The 18404-nt window shown below is 38.0% G+C and carries 18 protein-coding genes and 4 tRNA genes; 14 read left to right on the top strand and 8 right to left on the bottom strand.

Annotated features, from left to right (window positions below; genetic code table 11):
• Positions 1-141 precede the first annotated feature (141 nt).
• The 3 genes from G466_RS0114650 (at position 142) to G466_RS0114640 (ending at position 2771) form a co-directional block, all read left to right on the top strand.
• Positions 142-987: a transketolase gene (locus G466_RS0114650; RefSeq protein ID WP_026814340.1), complete on the top strand. Its 846-nt coding sequence runs from the start codon at positions 142-144 to the stop codon at positions 985-987.
• A gap of 37 nt (positions 988-1024) precedes the next feature.
• Positions 1025-1978 carry a transketolase family protein gene (locus G466_RS0114645; RefSeq protein ID WP_026814339.1) on the top strand — a complete coding sequence of 318 codons (954 nt, stop codon included), beginning with the start codon at positions 1025-1027 and terminating at the stop codon, positions 1976-1978.
• 214 nt (positions 1979-2192) lie between these two features.
• Entirely contained in the window at positions 2193-2771 is a 579-nt protein-coding gene (locus tag G466_RS0114640; RefSeq protein ID WP_026814338.1) for an outer membrane beta-barrel protein, read from the top strand.
• 1044 nt (positions 2772-3815) lie between these two features.
• Here the strand turns inward: G466_RS0114640 and G466_RS22160 are convergent.
• Positions 3816-4562, bottom strand: coding sequence for an FKBP-type peptidyl-prolyl cis-trans isomerase (locus tag G466_RS22160; protein WP_169720755.1), 747 nt, complete (start codon positions 4560-4562; stop codon positions 3816-3818).
• 79 nt (positions 4563-4641) lie between these two features.
• On the opposite strand from G466_RS22160, the gene G466_RS0114625 reads away from it, so the two are divergent.
• From G466_RS0114625 to G466_RS0114615, 3 genes are read left to right on the top strand one after another with little or no spacing between them, the layout of a single operon-like run.
• The gene (locus G466_RS0114625) at positions 4642-5052 is read left to right on the top strand and encodes an RNA-binding S4 domain-containing protein (protein ID WP_026814336.1); all 411 of its coding nucleotides are present in this window, start codon (positions 4642-4644) and stop codon (positions 5050-5052) included.
• Entirely contained in the window at positions 5036-5623 is a 588-nt protein-coding gene (locus G466_RS0114620; protein ID WP_026814335.1) for a methyltransferase domain-containing protein, read from the top strand. The genes G466_RS0114625 and G466_RS0114620 overlap by 17 nt, the downstream gene beginning before the upstream one ends.
• Positions 5624-5631: 8 nt before the next feature.
• Positions 5632-6132: a phosphoribosyltransferase family protein gene (locus G466_RS0114615; RefSeq protein ID WP_026814334.1), complete on the top strand. Its 501-nt coding sequence runs from the start codon at positions 5632-5634 to the stop codon at positions 6130-6132.
• Here G466_RS0114615 and G466_RS0114610 read toward each other — a convergent pair.
• Complete coding sequence (locus G466_RS0114610; RefSeq protein WP_026814333.1) at positions 6121-6636, bottom strand: shikimate kinase; 516 nt, start codon at positions 6634-6636, stop codon at positions 6121-6123. The two genes, G466_RS0114615 and G466_RS0114610, sit on opposite strands and share 12 nt — an antisense overlap.
• A gap of 137 nt (positions 6637-6773) precedes the next feature.
• Here G466_RS0114610 and G466_RS0114605 point away from each other — a divergent pair.
• From G466_RS0114605 to G466_RS0114570, 8 genes are all read left to right on the top strand, one after another.
• A tRNA-Lys gene (locus G466_RS0114605) sits at positions 6774-6846 on the top strand.
• 94 nt (positions 6847-6940) lie between these two features.
• Positions 6941-7027, top strand: a tRNA-Leu gene (locus G466_RS0114600).
• A 170-nt stretch (positions 7028-7197) separates the two neighbouring features.
• A tRNA-Lys gene (locus G466_RS0114595) sits at positions 7198-7270 on the top strand.
• 109 nt (positions 7271-7379) lie between these two features.
• Positions 7380-7463, top strand: a tRNA-Leu gene (locus G466_RS0114590).
• Positions 7464-7608: 145 nt separating this feature from the next.
• A complete protein-coding gene (locus tag G466_RS0114585; RefSeq protein WP_308427546.1) occupies positions 7609-8535 on the top strand; it encodes a MerR family transcriptional regulator in 927 nt (308 codons plus the stop codon).
• 11 nt (positions 8536-8546) lie between these two features.
• Positions 8547-10019 (top strand): phytoene desaturase family protein, encoded by a 1473-nt coding sequence (locus G466_RS0114580; protein WP_026814331.1) that lies wholly within the window; start codon positions 8547-8549, stop codon positions 10017-10019.
• Positions 10016-10855, top strand: a complete 840-nt coding sequence (locus G466_RS0114575) for a phytoene/squalene synthase family protein (RefSeq protein ID WP_026814330.1) — start codon at positions 10016-10018, stop codon at positions 10853-10855. The genes G466_RS0114580 and G466_RS0114575 overlap by 4 nt, the downstream gene beginning before the upstream one ends.
• 1 nt (position 10856) lies before the next feature.
• On the top strand, positions 10857-11309 hold the full coding sequence (locus G466_RS0114570; RefSeq protein ID WP_026814329.1) for a sterol desaturase family protein: 453 nt from the start codon (positions 10857-10859) through the stop codon (positions 11307-11309).
• Between the two features lie 49 nt (positions 11310-11358).
• Here G466_RS0114570 and G466_RS0114565 read toward each other — a convergent pair whose 3' ends face one another.
• From G466_RS0114565 to G466_RS0114540, 6 genes are all read right to left on the bottom strand, one after another.
• Positions 11359-11928: a TlpA family protein disulfide reductase gene (locus G466_RS0114565; RefSeq protein WP_229797227.1), complete on the bottom strand. Its 570-nt coding sequence runs from the start codon at positions 11926-11928 to the stop codon at positions 11359-11361.
• Positions 11925-12479: a TlpA family protein disulfide reductase gene (locus G466_RS0114560; RefSeq protein WP_034235796.1), complete on the bottom strand. Its 555-nt coding sequence runs from the start codon at positions 12477-12479 to the stop codon at positions 11925-11927. Before G466_RS0114560 ends, G466_RS0114565 begins: the two co-directional genes overlap by 4 nt.
• Positions 12480-12562: 83 nt before the next feature.
• Positions 12563-14830 carry an aconitate hydratase gene (locus tag G466_RS0114555; protein WP_026814326.1) on the bottom strand — a complete coding sequence of 756 codons (2268 nt, stop codon included), beginning with the start codon at positions 14828-14830 and terminating at the stop codon, positions 12563-12565.
• A 185-nt stretch (positions 14831-15015) separates the two neighbouring features.
• Entirely contained in the window at positions 15016-15969 is a 954-nt protein-coding gene (locus G466_RS0114550) for an AAA family ATPase (protein ID WP_026814325.1), read from the bottom strand.
• 4 nt (positions 15970-15973) lie between these two features.
• Positions 15974-17425, bottom strand: coding sequence for a peptidylprolyl isomerase (locus G466_RS0114545; RefSeq protein WP_026814324.1), 1452 nt, complete (start codon positions 17423-17425; stop codon positions 15974-15976).
• Positions 17418-18302: a hypothetical protein gene (locus G466_RS0114540; protein WP_026814323.1), complete on the bottom strand. Its 885-nt coding sequence runs from the start codon at positions 18300-18302 to the stop codon at positions 17418-17420. Before G466_RS0114540 ends, G466_RS0114545 begins: the two co-directional genes overlap by 8 nt.
• Positions 18303-18404 lie beyond the last annotated feature (102 nt).

The following is an 18404-nucleotide window of genomic DNA, read 5'->3' as shown; positions in this document are numbered from 1 at the left end:
TAGTCAACTCCTTGTCATTAAGTTCCCAACAAAAAAATAAAGTTGGGGTTTTAATAGGCAAAGTTGATAAAATAATATAACTCCTGCTTGTTTTCACAAAAGATAGCCATTACTTTTGGGAAGTTTAAAAAATTAGATAAAATGCCAAAACTTCAAGAATTACAAGATTTGACCGTTCAGGTGCGCAGAGACATATTAAGAATGGTTCACAAAGTTAACTCCGGACATCCAGGAGGATCATTAGGTTGCACCGAATTTATGGTAGCGCTATATAATGAATTAATGGAACTTAAGGAAGGTTTTGATATGGATGGAAAGGACGAAGACCTATTCTTTTTATCCAACGGCCATATCTCCCCGGTTTTCTATAGTGTTTTGGCAAGAAAAGGATATTTTCCTATAGAGGAATTAAATACTTTTAGATTGATTGACTCCCGCTTACAGGGACACCCAACTACTCATGAGGGACTACCAGGTGTACGTATCGCTTCCGGTTCCTTAGGCCAGGGCATGTCCGTAGCATTAGGTGCAGCACAGGCCAAAAAATTAAATAAAGATTCCAAATTGGTCTATACCCTTCACGGTGATGGAGAATTACAGGAGGGTCAAAACTGGGAGGCCATTATGTATGCCGCTGGGAATAAAGTGGATAACCTTATCTCTACCATTGACTACAATGGACAGCAGATAGATGGGGCTACCGAGGATGTGTTACCTTTAGGCAACCTAAAAGAGAAATTTGAAGCATTTGGATGGGATGTAGTAGACATTGAAGAAGGCAACAATATTGAAGCCGTTATAAAAGGAATGAAAGAGGCCAAAAGCAGAACTGGCAAAGGAAAACCTGTCTGCGTGCTACTACACACTGTGATGGGGAATGGGGTAGATTTTATGATGTATACCCACGCATGGCATGGAAAAGCACCTAACGATGAGCAATTGGAGAATGCCCTGTCGCAGAACCCAGAAACCATCGGAGATTATTAATCCAATCATTTCCAAATAACGATTAAGAAAATACAAGATGAAAAAATATATAGATCAAGGTAAGAACGATACAAGAAGTGGATTTGGCGCCGGACTGGCAGAACTAGGTAGAAGTAACCCTAATGTGGTGGCCCTTTGTGCTGACTTGGTAGGTTCATTGAAAATGGAAAAGTTTATTGAGGAAAATCCGGAACGATTTTTTCAGATCGGAATTGCCGAGGCCAATATGATGGGAATTGCAGCTGGACTTACTATAGGTGGAAAAATTCCTTTTACGGGAACTTTCGCTAATTTCTCTACAGGACGGGTATACGATCAAATTCGACAATCCATTGCCTATTCTAATAAAAACGTAAAGATTTGTGCTTCTCATGCTGGGGTTACCCTTGGGGAAGATGGTGCTACGCACCAGATACTGGAAGATATAGGGATGATGAAAATGTTACCAGGGATGACTGTAATCAATCCTTGTGATTATAATCAGACCAAAGCAGCCACTATTGCCATTGCAGAACACGAAGGTCCAGTTTACCTGAGATTTGGCCGACCAAAAGTAGCTAATTTTACTCCCGTAGACCAGAAGTTTGAAATTGGAAAGGCTCTTATGTTAAGTGAAGGTACCGATGTAACAATAGTAGCAACTGGCCATTTGGTATGGGAAGCATTAATTGCTGCAGAAAGCTTGGAGAAACAAGGCATTTCTGCAGAAGTAATTAACATACACACCATTAAACCTTTTGATGGGGAAGCAATATTAAAGTCTGTTAAAAAAACCGGCTGTATCGTTAGTGCGGAAGAGCACAACTATATGGGTGGTTTAGGGGAAACCGTAGCCGGATACCTTTCTACCACGCTACCTACACCACAAGAATTTGTTGGAACCAAAGATACATTTGGTGAAAGTGGCACCCCAGAACAATTAATGGCAAAATATGGCTTGGATAACCAGGCTATAGAAAAAGCCGTTTTAAAGGTGTTGAAAAGAAAGTAAATCCAATGCTCAAAAGCAGACGATAACACTTGATTTAAGATACCTATTATAACTTAAAATGCCCCAAATTGGATGCTTTCAACAAAAGATCTATCGCGGGGCATTTTTAATAGAAGTAAGTTTTTGTGTCAAGTATATTTTCTTTTAAGACAATACATAATAAAAATTGTACTTATAATTGTACAATGTTTTTAATTTTAAAGAACACGTAATGATGAAAAAGAGAATTTTAATGGCAGTCTTTGCTTTGGTAAGCATCACTGCATTTGCACAAAAAGGTTCCGGTTTCGGAATTAAAGGCGGACTTAATTATGGTGCCAATGGTAATTATTTTGAATCGGCAGAGAACGCCTATGAGAGCCCCAAAAGTAACGTAGGCTACCACTTAGGTGTTTTTGGAAAATTTGGAGACAAGATTTATTTTCGACCAGAATTGGTGTACACCAAGATGAAATCTGAGTACAACAATGACAACTTTGATATGAGTAAATTAGACGCTCCATTACTGGTTGGAATTAACGTTGTAGGACCACTTCAAGTATTTGCAGGTCCGGCTTTACAATACATTTTGGATACCGACTTTAAAGATGTTGAATTTGGAGATGTAAAAAACGAGTTTTCTGTGGGCTTAAACATAGGAGCAGGTATCTCCTTCGGTAATTTAGGAATAGATCTTCGTTACGAAAGAGGATTCAGTAAAAATGAGGTGGATATTGTAGACGGAGTTTTATCTGGTGACCGAATAGACACAAGACCAGATCAATTGATTCTAAGTTTGGCAATTAGCCTGTAAAGGCATTCAGTGGATATAAGAGGTGTATCCTTACGAAAAAAGCTTTATGACCGTCCATCAAATAAAATTGATGGACGGTTTTTTTATTATAGTATTAAGTACAGAGTAGTGAGTAGTGAATATTGAGAGGGTTTCAGTGGATAGTAATCGGTGAACAGTGATCCAAATACAGTTAGCACTGTTATAAGTGAAATATAGAATTCAATAATCGGTCTACTCTAATCGGGGAAGTTAAGCGATTTTACACGTAAAAATATGCTACATAAAAAAAGTAAAAGCTATTCCCTTATGCTTCGGCTTCGTCAACCTACGACAGGTATACTCCAGCACTGTTTAAGGGAGGTGGTTTGCCTGAAAGTGCCAGTGGGAGAGATAGAAAGCTACAGCGGAGCTTTCGTTAGTACATAGTACAAAGTAGTGAGTAGGGAGACTTTATGTTTACACAAAAATGTCGGTATTCTCTAAATAATGAAACTTTGCAAATTACTAAGTTAAAGATTCCCTTTAAAGACTTATTATCAATAACCTTAACCTGGCTAGCGAACTCATACTAGGCATTAATCTTGCTTCCCAGATACGGTCAACTTTCCCAAGACCTAATAAAAGATATTGAATAGATTCATGGCCAATGAGAAAAACGGCTTTAGCCAAAGTTTGAAACCTTTTTTGTAGTGCAATAAACACCATTCGCAAATTAGTTCCTCCAGGGGATGAGAATTGTCAATCGACTAAAAATGCGGATTATAGCACAATGAATTACCCTAATTACAGCCAATTTACTAGGAAAACATAAATAATTAATAATAAAGTCAGTGTCCGTTGAACCCTAAAACGTGTTAAGTAGATACGGAATCGCTCTTTTTATAATTGAAATTCATGTCTAAAACCGGTCAACTCTAATCAGGTTATACACCCCTAATATAGGTTGACTACGGAAGGTAAAATCCAGAAAAACATCACTAAAAGGAATAAAAAAAACCGATTAATGAATCCATTCAAAAGTCGGTTTTAGTGTATTTTAATTTGGGTTATCCCCAATTCTAATTACTTCACAATATTATCGTCCTCGTCTTCTTTTGTTTTAGCAACTAAAAGGTTTATCTCAAACAACAGTGGGGCATACGCTTCTCCCACTGAAGAGCTCTGAAAATACGCCAAACCAGAAGGCATAATAATTAGGCCGACACCACTACCTTTAACATCAAAGGTTCCATCACCGTTCTCGGTAATTTCTCCTCCAGCCTTAAATTTGGCTACCCCCTCTCTAAATCCAGTAACTGATGGAGCAGATTGCATTGAAATAGATCCTGGTAGATCAAACCAAGTTGGACTCCCAAACCTGCTATCGAAAACAGTACCGTTCAATCTACTCCCTTTGTACTTGAGATATACAGAATCCTTAGCAGTAGCCTGATTACCAATCCCTTCTCTTGCAATTAAATAATATAGCGTATGCTCAACATCCACTTCTTCTGATGGCAATCCTAAGTCCGTGGAAGAAACTTTAACCACTTCAGTAAGGACCTGCTCGCTCAACGGCGTTTTATCTGCATTATCACCCGCTATGGAATCAATTACGATCCTATAGTTAAAATCCGGGCCCGGATTGGCAAACTCCTCATAATTGTAGAAGTGGTTTTCCAAAAATTCTTTTATAGTCGCATCGTTTTCCACACTTACTTCGCTAAGCAATCTTGGGGGCACCACCTCTACAGATGGACTATCATCCTTCTTACAGGACCAAATAGCTACAAAAATAAAAGCAGGCAATAGAATTCTCCTAATCATCATTGATTTCTTATTTAAAGGCGGCAAGATACAATTTTCCCCTATTTTTGTAGGAGACCTTAACAAAGAATTTGAATAGTTTATGCGAATTGACAAATACCTATGGAGCATCCGTTATTATAAGACCCGGAATATAGCGACCGAGGCATGTAAAAAGAGCCATGTTAGAATAAACGAACAAGTTGTAAAACCCTCTAGGGAGGTATACCCTATGGACAAAGTCGTAGTCCGTAAAAACCAGATCAATTACCAATTCACAGTCTTAGATATCCCCCCAAACAGGGTAGGTGCCAAATTGGTAGATATTTATAGAAAGGACACTACTCCCAAGGAAGCTTTTGAACACAATGAACTCCTAAAGTATTCCAAGGATTACTATAGAAAGAAAGGAATGGGCAGACCTACCAAAAAAGATAGAAGAGACATCACGGAATATTTAGAAGAAGGCACAGAAGATCCGTTAACCAAAAATAAAGATGATGAAACAATCTAAGGAATTGTGGGAAAATAGATACCAGAGTGGGGACACAGGCTGGGATATAGGGTATGCTTCCCCTCCCCTAACCACTTATATAGATCAGTTGCCCAATAAGGACATTAAAATTCTAATTCCGGGAGCTGGCAATGCCTATGAGCTTATTTACCTTGTTGAAAACGGCTTTGATAACGTATATGTTGTAGATATAGCCAAAGCCCCCTTAGATCGCATTAGAGTCCAACTTCCGAATTACCCCGTAGAGCAACTTATAGAAGGGGATTTTTTTGATTTGGATTTAACAGGTTTCGACCTGATTTTAGAACAGACTTTTTTTTGTGCTCTAGACCCTAATTTTAGACCTAAATATGTGCATAAGATGAAACAACTCTTAAAACCGACCGGTAAATTGGTGGGATTGTTATTCACGTTTCCCTTAACCAAAGACGGACCTCCATATGGAGGCAGTCTTGAGGAGTACAAGGCGCTTTTTAAAGATCATTTTAAATTTAAGGTGCTGGAAGTAGCCTACAATTCTATAAAACCAAGGGAAGATAAAGAACTGTTTTTTATATTTGAACCCAAATAAGAACCACTATGTCCAATAAGATATTATCTCACGAGCAAATTCAGCATAAGGTTAAGCGTATGGCCTATCAGATCTATGAAGCCAATGTAAATGAAGAGGAAATTATTATTGCAGGCATAGTAGGTGGCGGGTTGAGTTTTGCAAAAAAGATTCAAACTGTACTACAAGAGATTACCGATGCCAATATTATCTTGTGCACGGTACACATGAATAAAAAGAACCCCTTAGAAAGCGGGGTTAGCACCAGCATACCAGAATCTGAATACACGGATTGCTCCGTGGTATTGGTAGACGACGTATTAAATTCTGGCACCACTCTAATTTATGGAGTACACCATTTTTTAAAAGTTCCTTTAAAACAGCTTAAAACGGCGGTATTGGTGAATAGGAACCACAAGAAGTATCCTGTAAAGGCAGATTATAAAGGAATTTCTCTATCTACTTCTTTACAGGAACATATAAATGTGGAGTTTAAAAACAATAATGATTGCGTGTACCTATCCGAGTAATGCAATAATCTCTTCTGCAATTCGCTGGGGCTCCTTATTGTCACAATTCACTATATGGTCTGCCTTTAAATAGTAATTGTTCCGCTCAAATAGATGCTTGCCAATAAATTCTGGCAAGTCTTCATTAGCTATATTCTTAATGAGCGGTCGGTGTTCTTTTTCCGGCATTAATCGTTGTACCAAACCAGCAATAGCAACTTTTAGGTAAACAACGGCGTCTGCTTCCTTCAACATAGTATCCATATTTCCGGAATAACATGGTGTTCCACCCCCAGTAGATAAAATAAAACTAGCATCCTTCGATACAATTTCATTTAAAAATTGATGCTCTTTTTTCCTAAAAAACACTTCTCCTTTAGTTTTAAAAACCTCAGGAATGGAAGTTCCCAGTTCATTCTCCAAAACCTCATCTAAATCTAAGAAACTACATTTCAATTCCTTAGCTATAATTTTCCCAATGGTAGTCTTTCCACTACCCATATACCCTATCAATACTATTTTCACAGTGCTTATTTTAGGTAAAAGTGCTACAAATTGATGGCAAATAAAAAATTTTTAAAAAAAATCTAAAAAGTCCTTGTTATACAAACAAATGATTTTATATTTGCACCCGCAAACAACACGTATTTGCAATACATAATGACCTGGTAGCTCAGTTGGTAGAGCATCTCCCTTTTAAGGAGAGGGTCCTGGGTTCGAGCCCCAGCCCGGTCACAAAAAAGTTAAGTTAGCGCTTAACTTTTTTTGTTTATAGTAATTTGTAATTACTTAAAAACACACCTAGAAGCAACTAACATTTGATTTAAAAGCCCACGTGGTGAAATTGGTAGACACGCTACCTTGAGGGGGTAGTGTTCGCAAGGACGTGCTAGTTCGAATCTAGTCGTGGGCACCAGGATTGTTAGCACCAATATTTTATTTGGACTAACGGTTTAATATTTTTGTAACACACTTATTATCTGAACGCTACTCCTATTCTTTAAAATTAATTTAAAAAGGCCTTGCAAAACAAACAAATGCGCTTATATTTGCACCCGCAAACAGAAATTGTCTGCAAAACAAAATGACCTGGTAGCTCAGTTGGTAGAGCATCTCCCTTTTAAGGAGAGGGTCCTGGGTTCGAGCCCCAGCCCGGTCACAAAAAAAAGTTAAGTCTAGCACTTAGCTTTTTTTGTTTATATTTATTTGTAATTCCTTAATTTTACAACTGGGATAAATTTTTCACGATTAGAATTAAAATCCAAAATGCCCACGTGGTGAAATTGGTAGACATGCTACCTTGAGGGGGTAGTGTTCGCAAGGACGTGCTAGTTCGAATCTAGTCGTGGGCACCGGAACCGTTAGTACAAGTTTTACTTGTCTAGCGGTTTTTTTTTGTTAAACCCTTCCTTCACTATCTAATTATTTTAAACTTTCTACTTCCATTTGAAGCATCAATCATATTTAATTGTATTTTTGTTTAATCTTTCTATTTAAATGATGAACAAAGTTAAAAGAGAATTCAGCATACGAGACCTAGCGAACCTATCGGGGATTAAAGCCCACACGATTCGCATCTGGGAAAAAAGGTACAATCTACTCGCTCCAGAAAGAACTTCAACTAACATTAGAACCTATAGCTTAAGTAGTCTACAACAACTGTTAAATATTACTTTACTATACAATGCGGGAAACAAGATATCCAAAATTGCAAAATTGCCCCAAGACGAGGTACAGCAAATGGTAAGAGAACTTGCTGAAAGCAAGAACAAAAACAACCTTACTATTGCAAACCTAAAATTGGCCATGATCAATTTTGACGAGAAAGCCTTCTACGACACGTACCATCATATAGCTGATAAATTGAGTTTTAGGGAAATTTGGCATGAAGTACTTCTTCCCTTTTTAGACGAGATCGGTCTGCTGTGGCAGACCGATCTAATCTGTCCTTCACAGGAGCACTTTATTTCCCATCTAATAAAACAACTCATTTTTGCCAATACCTATAGCGTAAAAGATCAGGTGCAAGAACACAAAGATAAAACCTATGTACTCTTTTTGCCAGATAATGAGATTCACGAACTAGGATTGCTTTACCTCAATTATGAGATGAGACTTATGGGGCTTACAACTATCTATTTAGGACAAGCCACCCCTTTAGAAGCAATGGAAGATCTTATTCTGTATTTTAACAACATAATTTTCATCTCTTACTTTACGGTTTCCCCTCCTCCTGATAGAATAAAAGAGTATATTGAAAACTTTCAACACCTGATCAATTCGGAGAACAAACACGAATTATGGATCTTGGGACAACAAGTACGTCATATGGAATCCAATAACATACCCACTGGCGTAAAAACATTTAATACCATTAAGGCAACTATAAATGCACTACCTCAATTGGTGCAAGAACACAAATAGTATTATAATTCATGAAACCGAAAATTGTCATTATTGGATCTGGTTTTTCATCCCTGTCAGCCTCCTGTTACCTGGCACAACAGGGCTATAAAGTGGCTATCTACGAAAAAAACACAACTATAGGTGGTAGAGCAAGGCAATTTATGCGAGACGGCTTCACCTTTGACATGGGTCCTAGCTGGTATTGGATGCCCGATGTATTTGAACGATTTTTCAATGACTTCGGGAAGTCGGCTTCTGACTTTTACACTTTAGATAAACTAAACCCGGCCTATAAAATATTTTTTAATGAAGATGTAATAACGATAGGTGATAGCATGGATCTTATCTGCGCCGAATTTGAAAGGATAGAGAAGGGAAGCTCAGTTCCCCTTAGGAATTTCATCAAAAAAGCTCAAAACAATTACAAAATTGCCATTCACAAAATAGTATTACGACCAGGAAACTCTCCATTAGAATTAGTTACAAAAGAAACGGTGGGCAATTTAGATCAATTTTTTACCACCATCAGTAAAGAGGTAAGGAAGCGGTTTAAAAATCCTAAGCTCATAGCCACCTTAGAGTTTCCAGTACTTTTCTTAGGGGCCAAACCAAGCAATACTCCTTCCTTTTATAGTTTTATGAATTATGCAGATTTTGGTTTAGGAACATGGCACCCTAGAGGGGGAATGCATCAGGTGATCCAAGCCATGGAAAAATTAGCCAAGGATTTAGGAGTTAGCCTATTCACAAACCAATCGGTAACCGGTATAAAAGTGGATAGCCAGGGTAAAGCCATCGGGATTCAACTAGCGCAACAAACGGTAACTGCGGACCTTGTTTTAAGCGGTGCAGACTACCACCATACAGAGACACTATTGCCCCAAAACCTTAGACAATACTCAGAATCCTATTGGGACAAAAAAACCTTTGCTCCTTCGTCCCTATTATTTTATATGGGATTGGACACCAAACTAAAAAATGTTTCGCACCATAACCTATTTTTCGATACCGATTTTAATCAGCATGCCAGAGAAATTTACGACGATCCCCAATGGCCTAAAGCCCCTCTCTTTTATGCAAATTTCCCCTCAATAACAGATCCAACTATGGCTCCAGAGGGATGTGAAAGTGCTTTTTTCCTTATTCCGATAGCACCAAACTTAGAAGATGGCCCAGAGGTAAGGGAACGGTACTATAAAATGATTATGGAGCGATTTCAAGAGCTTACAGGTCAAGACCTGGGTAACAGCATACTTTTCCGAGAGGACTTCTGCGTGCGCGACTTTAAGGAGCAATACAACTCCTATAAGGGCAATGCCTACGGATTGGCGAACACCCTAACTCAGACCGCTTTTTTAAGACCCAAGCTAAAGAGTAAAAAAGTGGACAACCTCTTTTTCACTGGCCAACTAACCGTACCAGGACCAGGTGTACCACCAGCACTTATCTCGGGAAAACTAGTATCTCAACTCATTAGTAACCATCTAAACCAAAAGAAATGAAAACAATATTCGATACCGTATCTTATAGTTGCAGTAAGCTGGTTACGGAACATTATAGTACATCCTTTTCCTTGGCTACTAAAATGCTAGGAAAATCTATTAGGTCCGACATTCATAATATTTACGGATTTGTTCGCTTTGCCGATGAGATAGTAGATAGCTTCCATGAATATGATAAATTATATTTATTTAATAAATTTGAAGAAGATCTTTGGGATGCATTAGAACGCAAAATTAGTCTTAACCCCATCTTAAATTCCTTTCAGCATACCTTTTTTAAATATGACATTCCACTACATTTAGTAGAATCATTTCTAAAAAGTATGCGAATGGATATAGGTAAAAAAGTTCAGCTAACCCAAAGCGAATACAAGGATTATATTTATGGCTCAGCAGATGTTGTTGGCTTAATGTGTTTAAAAGTATTCGTCAATGGGAATCTGGATGCCTATCACAAACTGCAGGATTCTGCCATGGCTTTGGGCTCCGCCTTTCAAAAAGTAAATTTTTTACGCGACTTAAAGGCTGATTTTGAAGAACTAAACCGAAGTTATTTTCCCCATGTAGATTTAAATGCTTTGGACCAAGAGAACAAACATCGGATTATAACAGAAATTGAAGCCGATTTTAAAATGGGATATGCAGGAATTGCTAAATTACCAGCACAGGCAAAGTTTGGTGTTTATACCGCCTATAGATATTATTCCAAATTGTTGCAAAAACTAAAAAATACCCCGCCGCTGGAAATAAAAAATAAAAGAATACGAGTTACCAATTATCAAAAATTTGGCCTATTGGCTAGCTCTTATGTGAATTATAAACTTAAACTGGTATAAGATGAATGTACTGTATTGGATATTGATTTTCCTATCCACCTTTTGTTTTATGGAGTTTATGGCTTGGTTTACCCATAAATATATTATGCATGGTTTTCTATGGAGCCTACATAAGGACCATCATAAAAAAGATCATGACTCCAAATTTGAAAGAAACGATGCTTTCTTTATTTTCTATGCTTTTGTTAGCATGACCTTCTTCTACTTAGGTTCTGAGACTAGCTTTTGGGCCGGATGGCCAATAGGATTTGGAATTATGGCTTATGGGGCCACTTACTTTATAGTCCATGACATCTTTATCCATCAGCGCTTTAAAGTATTGAGAAACGCCAACAATTGGTATGCAAGAGGGGTACGAAGAGCTCATAAAATGCACCACAAGCATCTAGGGAAAGAGGAAGGCGAATGTTTTGGAATGTTACTTGTTCCTTTTAAATATTTTCAAAAAAAATAAATAGGTGTTTTTACTTTATACCTCTTTTTGAGGAACACAAAAGTTTAAATTACTCCGAAAGCAACTCATCCAAAAGCTTTCTAGTCTTATCACTATGCCAATCAGCAGCACCTGTTTGAGCCACTACAATCTTTCCCTCCTTACTAATTATATAGGTTGTAGGCAGTAATTTAGAACTTAGCACTTGAGGTTCTGGAGAGGTAGCATAGTAAATGGGAAGTTGATGGTTCCGTTTATCAAGAAAAGCGTCTACCTTTTCGCGATGGTCATTGGTGACAAACACAAAGGCTACCTTATCTCCATAATCATTATAAAGTTTTTGCAGGCTTGGCATTTCTGCCACGCAGGGCGGACACCAAGTAGCCCAGAAATTTACCAGTATCACTTTTTCCTTTAGAGATTCAAACAGAAATGGTTTCCCATCTAGATTCACCAATTCCCACTTATAGGTATCCAAAGAGACCTGCGTTCCCTCTTTTACTTTTGAAGCACTTGTAGCTAGAAGTCTACTGGCAAATGTCTTTATTTTAAAACCAACGGGAGTAAATAAGAGCAGTAAAACTCCTACTAAAATAATTAGATTTACGAACCAATTCTTTTTTAGTTTGATGAGTGTCATTTCATCAATAGCTTATCTATAATCACTTTCACCTTATCATTATCCCAATCTGCAACTCCTGATTTTTGAATTACAATCCTCCCCTCCCTATCCAGCAAATAAGACTGTGGCGGCTCACTACCATCTACGGGCATTGGATCGCCAACAATGGAATAGGTTACAGGAAAGGTAAATCCCTTTTCTTTCATAAATTCCTCTACAGGTTCCCTTTCCTCATTAGTGATGATATAAAAATCTACCTCATCCTTATAAACATCATAGAGCTTTTGGATACTTTCTAATTCTGCCTCACTGGGAAGTATCCAAGATCTCCAAAAATTTATAAAGACCACTTTTCCTTTAGATTTTTTAAAATTAAAAAAATCCCAATTACCATCCTTTAGCTTCCAATCATAGTCAGTTATCTGCTCCCTATTATCTTCTTTGGTCACTTTGGGAGAAAAAGAAAAGATCTTGTTCAGCAATACCTTACTATAATCGCCCAGTGGCGTTACAAAAAAGGATAATATCAAGGCCATAATGGCAATATTCAAGACGGTTTTCTTACGCATTTTAATTCAATTTATAGGCTTGTCAAAACTAAAAAACTCCTGATGAAGATCAGGAGTTTTTTAAAAGTATTTACTACAATGCCTTAACGGGCATTTTCCTTTTTAATCACATTAAGGGCAGAGCCTTCCTTAAACCATTCTATCTGAGCTTGGTTATAGGTATGATTCAATTTAATAGTATCCTTTGAACCGTCTGCATGTACCAATTCTAAGGTAATCTGCTTATCTGGGGCAAACTCATAAATATCTACAAAATTGAAGGTATCATCTTCCTGAATAAGATCATAATCCTTTTCATTTGCAAAAGTAAGCCCTAGCATACCTTGTTTCTTAAGGTTAGTTTCGTGGATACGAGCAAAGGATTTTACCAATACTGCAGCCACACCCAAATGTCTTGGTTGCATTGCAGCATGCTCTCTAGAAGAGCCTTCCCCGTAATTATGATCCCCTACAACTATAGTTTTTACACCTGCAGCTTTATAGGCACGCTGAGCATCTGGTACTCCTGCGTATTCCCCAGTCAATTGATTCTTAACAAAATTGGTTTTCCCATTAAAAAAGTTAACTGCCCCTATTAGGGTGTTGTTCGCAATATTGTCTAAGTGCCCACGGTATCTTAACCAAGGTCCGGCCATAGAAATATGGTCCGTAGTACACTTGCCTTCAACTTTAATAAGAAGTTTAACTCCTTGTAACTCCGATGACTTTATTGGCTCAAAAGGCTCCAACAGCTGAAGTCTTTCACTATCTGGAGCAACAATTACTTCAACTGAGCTTCCATCTTCTTTTGGTGCTAAGTATCCATTATCATCCACCTCAAAGCCTAATGGCGGTAACTCTATTCCTCTTGGAATGTCTAACATCACTTCTTCCCCATCTTCATTGATCAAGGTATCGTTCATAGGATCAAAATCCAAGCGTCCTGAAATTGCGATTGCAGCAACCATTTCTGGAGAACCTACAAAGGCATGGGTATTTGGATTTCCGTCTGCACGTTTAGAGAAGTTTCTGTTAAAAGAATGCACAATAGTGTTCTTTTGATCTCCCAACATATCACTACGGTCCCACTGTCCTATACATGGTCCACAGGCATTAGTAAAGATGGTAGCACCAATTTTCTCAAAGGTTTGCAAAAGTCCATCCCGCTGGGCAGTAAAGCGAATTTGCTCTGATCCAGGATTAATTCCAAAATCACTTTTTGGCTTTAATTTCTTATCGATAGCCTGTTGGGCGATAGAAGCGGCACGAGTCAAATCTTCATAAGACGAGTTAGTACAAGATCCGATTAATCCCCACTCTACTTTTAATGGCCAATCGTTTGCACGTGCTTTCTCTCCCAACTCACCAACTGGAGTTGCAAGGTCTGGCGTAAACGGTCCATTCAATAAAGGCCTTAAGGCTGTAAGATCAATCTCGATCACTTGATCAAAATACTGCTCCGGATTCTCATATACTTCCTCATCTCCGGTTAAATATTCCCTAATTTTATTTGCTTCGTCGGCAACTTCCTCTCTTTCAGTGGCACGTAGGAAACGTTCCATGGAATCATCATAGCCGAAAGTTGATGTAGTGGCTCCGATTTCGGCACCCATGTTACAAATAGTTCCTTTTCCTGTACAAGAAAGATTTTTTGCACCAGGTCCAAAATATTCTACAATAGCTCCAGTTCCTCCTTTAACAGTAAGGATTTCGGCTACTTTTAAGATAACGTCCTTAGAAGCGGTCCAGCCATTAAGCTCCCCAGTTAATTTAACACCTATAAGCTTTGGAAAGCGAAGTTCCCAAGCCATTCCGGCCATAACATCAACAGCATCAGCTCCTCCTACTCCAATAGCAACCATCCCTAATCCACCAGCGTTTACGGTATGCGAATCAGTACCGATCATCATTCCACCTGGGAACGCATAATTTTCCAATACCACTTGATGGATAATTCCCGCGCCTGGTCTCCAAAATCCTAGTCCGTATTTATTGGAAACAGACTCAAGGAAATCAAATACCTCATGACTAACTTCATTAGCACGCAATAAATCTGGCACAGCTCCCTGTTTTGCTTGAATCAAATGATCACAATGCGTAGTCGTAGGAACAGCCACCTTAGCTTTTCCAGCTTGCATAAACTGAAGTAATGCCATCTGAGCGGTAGCATCTTGTAATGCAACCCTATCCGGTGCAAAATCTACATAGTCCTTCCCTCTTTTGAATGCTACGGTTGGATTCCCGTCCCATAAGTGGGAGTATAGAATTTTTTCCGAAAGTGTCAAAGGTTTGCCAACAACCTCACGAGCCTTATCAACACGCTCTGCCATGTTAGCATACACCTTCTTAATCATATCAATATCGAATGCCATTATATATAATATTATGAGTTAACGTAATTTTTCAAAATTAAGAAAATACAATAGGTTAATAAAACTTTTAAACAAAGAATAGTCCAATTTTACACGATTGCAAAAAAGAATGTGATAAACCAACCCTAAATGTAATTATTAGGGGCGATTAATGTCAACTAAATCCCCGTAAATGTTAATACCAACTACAAAAGCTTGTGCACAATATCCGTTTCCGATATCCCCTCTGCTTCCGCCTTATAATTCTTAATGATCCTATGTCTTAATATTCCCATTGCCACGGCTTTAACGTCTTCGATATCCGGAGAAAATTTTCCGTTTACCGCCGCATTGGCCTTTGCAGCTAGAATTAAATTTTGGGAAGCTCTAGGCCCTGCTCCCCAATCTATATATTGCTTTACAAATTCTGATGCTCCATCTATATTCGGTCTGGTACTATTTACCAATTTCACAGCATATTCTACCACCATATCCGGCACAGGAATCCTTCTTACCAAATGTTGTATTTCCAAAATTTCAGCTGCTGTAAACAGGGGTTGTATTTTTTGCTCAATATCAGAGGTGGTTTCTTTCACCACCCGTATCTCTTCCGCTACGGAGGGATACTTAAGCTCAATAGCAAACATAAATCTATCCAGTTGAGCTTCTGGCAAAGGATATGTTCCTTCTTGCTCTATAGGGTTTTGGGTCGCCAGGACAAAGTATGGCAAGTCTAATTTATAAGAATTCCCAGCTATGGTTACCGCTCGCTCCTGCATGGCCTCCAATAGGGCCGCTTGTGTTTTTGGCGGGGTTCGGTTAATCTCGTCCGCAAGGATAATATTGGCAAATATAGGCCCCTTAATAAATTTAAAGTTTCTGTTTTGATCCAGCACTTCACTTCCAAGAATATCACTTGGCATAAGATCTGGGGTAAACTGAATTCGTTTAAAATTAAGGCCTAGGGCCAAAGACAGGGTATTCACCATTAACGTCTTAGCTAGACCAGGAACCCCGATCAATAAGGAATGACCCCCAGTATATATAGAAAGCAGCAATTGGTCTACCACTTCTTCCTGGCCGATGATGACCTTAGCTACCTCCTTTTTAAGTGCCTGGTTTTTTACTACTAAATTCTTAATCGCCGATACATCTGACATCCCATTAATCCTTTATCCAATTATTGGCAAAGTCACAGTTTTTATTTGCTGCGTTAACACTTACATAGGTATCTTTAATGTGATTTTCCATCCATTTCTTTATAGCTTTGAATTGCTTTTCCCTTAACGCCAATTCCTGGATTTTAATATAATCCTGGGAGAAATTAGCAACATGCTCCTCAAATCGGTTGGTAATTTTCATGATCTTATACTTAGGTCCACCTCCCCTAGGGTCGTTTTCCAAAATAGGATGTGAAATCTCATTATCTTTTATATCCCTCACCTGATTGTATAGAGAAGGTTCCATTTTTGTCAATTCAAATCGAGAACTAAAATCGGACGGGTTACGTAACAAACCACCATCAAACTTCGTTTCTTTTTCATCAGAGAAGTTCAGGGCCGCTTCGGCAAAGGTAAATTTACCATCCATTACGCCTTTCCTTATGCTATCCAATTCCTTTTTTGCCTTATCTAACTCCGCTTGGGAAATCTCTGGGCTAATAAGAATGTGTCGTAAATCTAATTCTCTACCTCTTATTTTCTCCACTAAAATGATATGGAATCCAAAATCAGTTTCAAAAGGCTCAGAAATCTCACCTTCCCTTAAGCTAAATGCCACGTCCTTAAATTCTTTAACAAATGGCGTTTCTCTAGTCATACTATAAAAACCTCCCTTGGATTTAGAACCTGGATCTTGGGAATATAAAATAGCCTTTACATTAAAACTGGCATCATTTTCTAAAACATCTGCCCTAATTTCATTTAACTGATCTATTACTTTTTGCTTTTCCGATTCTGAAGCTTTTGGTTCCTTTACAATTTGGGCAATTTCTAATTCCGCACCAAATAGGGGCCTTTCATCTTCTGGAATTCTATTAAAAAACTGCCTTACTTCCTCTGGGGTAATTTCTATTTCCGAAACAATCTTATTTTGCATTTTTTCGGAAAGCATTCTCAATTTATTGATCTTATAAAGATCTTCGCGAAAACTGGCTTCATCTTCTTTTTTATAATAGCTAAGCACCTTTTCCATAGACCCGATCTGAGCCACCAATTGTTGTAACTGGTGATCTCCTGTAGCATTTACCTCATCATCCGAAACCAAAATACTATCCTGCACTGCTTGATGGGCATACAATCTATCTTCCATCAATTTGCCTAGTAGTCCACATCTTGTAATATCTGCAGTGGAAGCCCCTTGATTTTTTAAATCGATCAAGGTTTTTTCAATATCCGATTCCAATATCACATAATCTCCTACCACAGCGGCAATACCATCCAATTTAACCTTGGTAAAATTATTGATCGTATCGTTCTTGGAAATTGAAGTTTCCTCAATATTAATTGTATTGGGTTCTACCTGTGTATCGGGTAACTTTTCAGTTTCTTGAGCACTGAGCATTCCCGCAAACAACAAAATAGATAGGGGAAAACTTCTTTTACATACCTTATTCATACACTTCAAATTCTTTATCTTTAATAGCTTCATCTAAAATATCCATTTCCAATGTTTTCATATAATTCAACTTTCTTCTATTTAAAAGAAGCTGTTTAATAGTGGGTTTAATATATGAAAGTGGAGCAATGTCGTTGATTTCCAGGATATCATTAATCTTTGCCAAATATACCCCTAAAGAGTCCTGCAATTCAAAAAATTGTGATTTTTTTAAGTACCTCCCTTGATTATCAGCGGTTAATGGCCTTATTTCTTCCATCACTCTGCTGAGCCCAACCCAAAGGGAATCGTTAAAATTCATTTTTTTAAATTGGATACTAACTGAATCCAAATAGGTACGGTCTGCTTCCTTAAAACTCCTCAATTTACTAGATACCAGCTCCTTATCCAAATACTTCACCGGCAATTCTACGAATCTAAGTTGCACTATTCGCTCCTTTAATTTAAAATTCTCCTTCTCACGATCATAAAACTCAGATAGCTGAATATCACTGATAGTAGTATCTTGGGATTTGAGCACCAAAGCCTCTTTATAAGCCCCAGTGTATAGATCTGTTCGGTAGTCTGATACCAATTCCTCAAAAACCCTAACTTTTTCTTCCGGCAAATTAATTTTCGCCTTTGAAAGTAGCAACTGCTTATAGGCCCAGTTATTAATAAAATTATTGATTACCGAAAGACTGTCCTCTTTGGACAAGTTGCTGAATTTTAAAACAGCCAGATCTTCCTTGTACAAATACGCTTCCCCTACCCTGGCAATTGCGACACGATTTGATTCTTTTTTAAAAAGCGAATCACAGGAAATAAAGGCGCATAGCAGAATGGCCCATAATATGAATCCCCGCACCCTTTTTAATTTTAATCTATGGTAATGCATGCAGCAAATTTAACAATTACAAAGCGTTATGCAAGTTCTCATTTTTTTAAATAAATCTATCTCGTTTAACATAATCTTTGCAGCAAAGTCGCTAAATAAATA

It is taken from the genome of Arenibacter certesii DSM 19833 (assembly GCF_000429545.1).
GTDB classification, from domain to species: domain Bacteria; phylum Bacteroidota; class Bacteroidia; order Flavobacteriales; family Flavobacteriaceae; genus Arenibacter; species Arenibacter certesii.
The sequence above is the reverse complement of the archived record's forward strand: the minus strand, read 5'-3'. Positions and strand labels throughout refer to the sequence as shown.